Raw genomic sequence first — 3,724 nt, 5'->3', positions numbered from 1 at the left:
CGGGACGTCGGCCTTGAACGCCGCGCCGGCCACGTCCGCTCCGGTCGCCTCGGCTCCGGCCGCGACGTCGTCGACCGCGACCCTGAACACCACGCCTCCGGCGCCCGCGATCACGCCCGAACGGCCGCGGGAACCGGCGATCGTCGTCCAGCCGCTGAATTGAACCGAGACTCGCGCCATGAAGCGCCCCGGCCCGTCGCCGGGGCGCTTTCGCGTTCCTAGGCGGCCGGCGAGACCCGCCAGATGACGTTCCCCACGTCGTCGGCGACCAGCAGGGCGCCCAGCCGGTCGAACTGCACGCCCACGGGGCGGCCCAGGGCCTGGTCGCGGTCGTTGACGAACCCGGTGAGGACATCCTCGGGCGGGCCCGACGGGACGCCGGCGGAGAAGGGCACGAACAGGACGCGGTAGCCGTTGCGCGGGCGGCGGTTCCATGAGCCGTGCTGGCCTATGAAGGCGCCGCCACGGTAGCGGGCGGGAAGCAGTCCTCCCTCCCCGAAGGTCAGGCCGAGCGAGGCGGTGTGGGCTCCGAGCGCATAGTCGGGCCGGATCGCGCGCGCCACCTGCACGGGGTTGGCGGGCTCGACCCGCTCGTCGACCGTCTGGCCGTAGTAGCTCCAGGGCCAGCCGTAGAAGCCGCCGGGCGTCACCGAGGTCATGTAGTCCGGAACCAGGTCATCGCCGAGCTCGTCGCGCTCGTTGACCGCGACCCACAGCTTGCCGCTGTCAGGCTGCCAAGCCAGACCGACGGGGTTGCGCAGGCCCGAGGCGAAGACGCGCCGCGCGCCCGTCACGGGGTCGATCTCGAGGATGGCGGCCCGGTCCTGCTCCTCGTCCAGACCATTCTCGCCGATGTTGGAGTTGGAGCCGACGCCGACGTACAGGCGCGAGCCGTCTGCGCTGGCGACCAGGCTCTTGGTCCAGTGATGATTCCGGCCGGCCGGCAGGTCCGCGATCTTCCGCGGCGCGGCGTCGATCCGCGTCTCGCCGGTCCGATAGGGGAAGGCGACGACGGCGTCGGCATTGGCGACGTAGAGAGTGTCGCCGACCAGGGCCATGCCGAAGGGGGAGGTCAGGTTCTCCAGCAGGGCGGCCCGCGTCTCGGCCACCCCGTCGCCGTCGGCGTCGCGCAGCAGGGTGATGCGGTCGGCGCTGGGCGTGCGGGCGCCGGCCTTCTTCATGAACAGGCCCTGGACCCAGGCCCGGAATCCGCCGCTTTCGCCCTCCGGCTTGGGCGGGGCGTTGGTCTCGGCCACCAGGATGTCGCCGTTCGGCAGCCGGTACAGCCAGCGGGGATGGTCCAGGCCGGACGCGAAGGCCTGGACCCTGAAGCCTCGGGCCGGCGTCGGGGCCGCGCCCGGGGGCCAGCCGGTCGCGTCCGCCACGTTGACGGTGGGGATGAGGGTCCGGCTGGGAGCGGGCAGGGTCGGGTTGGGCCCGTAGCCGGCGGCGGGGTCCAGCGTCGATTCGGTGCCGCAGGACGCAAGCGCCAGCGCGAGACCCGAGACAGCGAGACAAGTGAGGCGGATCATGGCGGACCTCCTTCGGAGAGGCCGCCGCGGGGAGCGGACCGGCCATGCGCTCAATACGCCGCCGAGAACGCGGTTCCGTCACCTCGATCCCGCCACCTGGCGGGAATGTGGCGACAGCGGTCGGGGGCGGCCTTGAGGTGCGGCGGGATGACACATATCTGCGAAGCCCTCGGGAGGGCGCGCATGCAGCCGGTGATATCCATCCAGGGTCTGACCAAGACCTACAAGTCGGGGCTGCAAGCCCTGAAATCCATCGACCTGGAGATCCGCAAGGGCGAGATTTTCGCGCTCCTGGGGCCGAACGGGGCGGGCAAGACGACGATGATCTCGATCATCTGCGGGATCGTCACGCCGTCGACCGGAACGGTGGTGGCGGACGGTCACGACATCCAGAAGGACTACCGCCGGGCGCGCAGCAAGATCGGCCTGGTGCCCCAGGAGCTGACCACGGACGCGTTCGAGACGGTGTGGGCCACCGTCACCTTCAGCCGCGGCCTGTTCGGCCGGGCGCCGAACCCGGCCTATGTCGAACAGATCCTTCGCGACCTGAGCTTGTGGGACAAGAAGGACGCCAAGATCATGACCCTGTCCGGCGGCATGAAGCGCCGGGTGATGATCGCCAAGGCGTTGAGCCATGAGCCCGACATCCTGTTCCTGGACGAGCCCACGGCCGGCGTGGACGTCGAGCTGCGCAAGGACATGTGGGCCATGGTCCGCAAGCTGCGCGAGCGCGGCGTGACCATCATCCTGACCACCCACTACATCGAGGAGGCCGAGGAGATGGCCGACCGGGTGGGGGTGATCCTGAAGGGCGAACTGATCCTGGTCGAGGACAAGACCGCCCTGATGAAGAAGCTGGGCAAGAAGACCCTGACCCTGCAGCTGCAGGAGCCGCTGGCCGGACTGCAGCCCGAACTGGGCGAGTGGGCGCTGGAGCTGAAGGCCGAGGGCCACGAGCTGGAATACGTGTTCGATTCCAACGCCGAGCGGACGGGGGTGCCCTCCCTGCTGCGCCGGCTCAGCGACCTGGGGATCGGCTTCAAGGACCTGTCGACCCAGCAGAGCTCGCTGGAGGACATCTTCGTGGGCCTGGTCCACCAGTCCAAGTCGGAGGCGGCGTGATGGCGTTCAACGGATATGGCGTCTGGGCCGTCTATCGCTTCGAAATGGCGCGGACGTTCCGCACCCTGTGGCAGTCGATCGTCACCCCGGTGATCACGACGGCCCTCTATTTCGTCGTGTTCGGTTCGGCCATCGGCTCGCGCATCGACCAGGTCGACGGCGTGCCGTACGGGGCCTTCATCGTGCCGGGGCTGATCATGCTCAGCCTGTTCACCAACTCGATCTTCAACGGCTCGTTCGGCATCTATTTCCCGAAATTCACCGGGACGATCTACGAGCTCCTGTCGGCCCCGATCTCGCCGTTCGAGACGGTGCTGGGCTATGTCGGCGCGGCCGCCACCAAGTCGGTGATGCTGGGCCTGATCATCCTGGGCACGGCGGCGCTGTTCGTGCCGATGCGGATCCTGCATCCGGTGGAAATGCTGGCCTTCCTGGTCCTGATCTCGGCGACCTTCTCCCTGTTCGGCTTCATCATTGGCATCTGGGCGCAGAGCTTCGAACAGCTGAACTTCATTCCCATGCTGATCGTGACGCCCCTGACCTTCCTGGGCGGCGCCTTCTATCCGACGGCCTGGCTGCCGGAGCCGTGGAAGACGGTCACCTTCTTCAACCCGGTGGTCTATCTGATCTCGGGTTTCCGCTGGGCGTTCTACGAGAAGTCGGATGTGAGCCTGGGCTACAGCGTCCTGGCCATGCTGGGCTTCTTCGCGGTCCTGCTGGCCATGGTCGGCTGGATCTTCAGGACCGGCTACCGGCTGAAGAATTGACCGTCACGAAACGGGCCAGATCGGCGGACACCTTTGGCGGTCTTCGCGTTCCTGAAGCGCGCCGCCATTCGGCGCGGGAGTTCCGATGTCTGATGATCGTTCCAATCTGAACGGGGCTCCTCCGCCGTTCCGCCGCGCCGCCGTGAACTGGGGGCGTCCGCCCGCCACGGTGTTCCGGGCCGGGCCCCTGCCGAAGGGCGAAAGCCTTCCGCCCCTGCCCGAGCCGCCGACGGGGCCGGTCCCCAGCCTTCAGCCGTCATCGGGGATCTTCACGGGGTCGATGATCCCGCGCGCGGCGCCCGC

The 3,724-nt window shown here is 68.6% G+C and carries 4 protein-coding genes and 1 pseudogene; 3 read left to right on the top strand and 2 right to left on the bottom strand.

The window, feature by feature from the left end:
* On the bottom strand, positions 1-180 hold a 180-nt coding region (locus tag AC2W7C_RS14845; RefSeq protein WP_486002107.1), incomplete at its 3' end, for a hypothetical protein.
* A gap of 38 nt (positions 181-218) precedes the next feature.
* Positions 219-1,532 carry a PQQ-dependent sugar dehydrogenase gene (locus tag AC2W7C_RS14840; RefSeq protein WP_486002106.1) on the bottom strand — a complete coding sequence of 438 codons (1,314 nt, stop codon included), beginning with the start codon at positions 1,530-1,532 and terminating at the stop codon, positions 219-221.
* Positions 1,533-1,715: 183 nt separating this feature from the next.
* Between AC2W7C_RS14840 and AC2W7C_RS14835 the strand changes: the two genes are divergently transcribed.
* The 3 genes and pseudogenes from AC2W7C_RS14835 to AC2W7C_RS14825 form a co-directional block, all read left to right on the top strand.
* Positions 1,716-2,654 (top strand): ABC transporter ATP-binding protein, encoded by a 939-nt coding sequence (locus AC2W7C_RS14835; RefSeq protein WP_486002105.1) that lies wholly within the window; start codon positions 1,716-1,718, stop codon positions 2,652-2,654.
* Positions 2,654-3,421 carry an ABC transporter permease gene (locus AC2W7C_RS14830; protein WP_486002104.1) on the top strand — a complete coding sequence of 256 codons (768 nt, stop codon included), beginning with the start codon at positions 2,654-2,656 and terminating at the stop codon, positions 3,419-3,421. The genes AC2W7C_RS14835 and AC2W7C_RS14830 overlap by 1 nt, the downstream gene beginning before the upstream one ends.
* An 85-nt stretch (positions 3,422-3,506) precedes the next feature.
* A pseudogene (locus AC2W7C_RS14825) lies at positions 3,507-3,724 on the top strand (hypothetical protein); the annotation flags it as partial.

The sequence above is a fragment of the Brevundimonas sp. CURTG3B2_SDJG genome, assembly GCF_057364705.1.
Note: the sequence above shows the minus strand (reverse complement) of the source record. Positions and strands in the feature narration are given on the sequence as shown.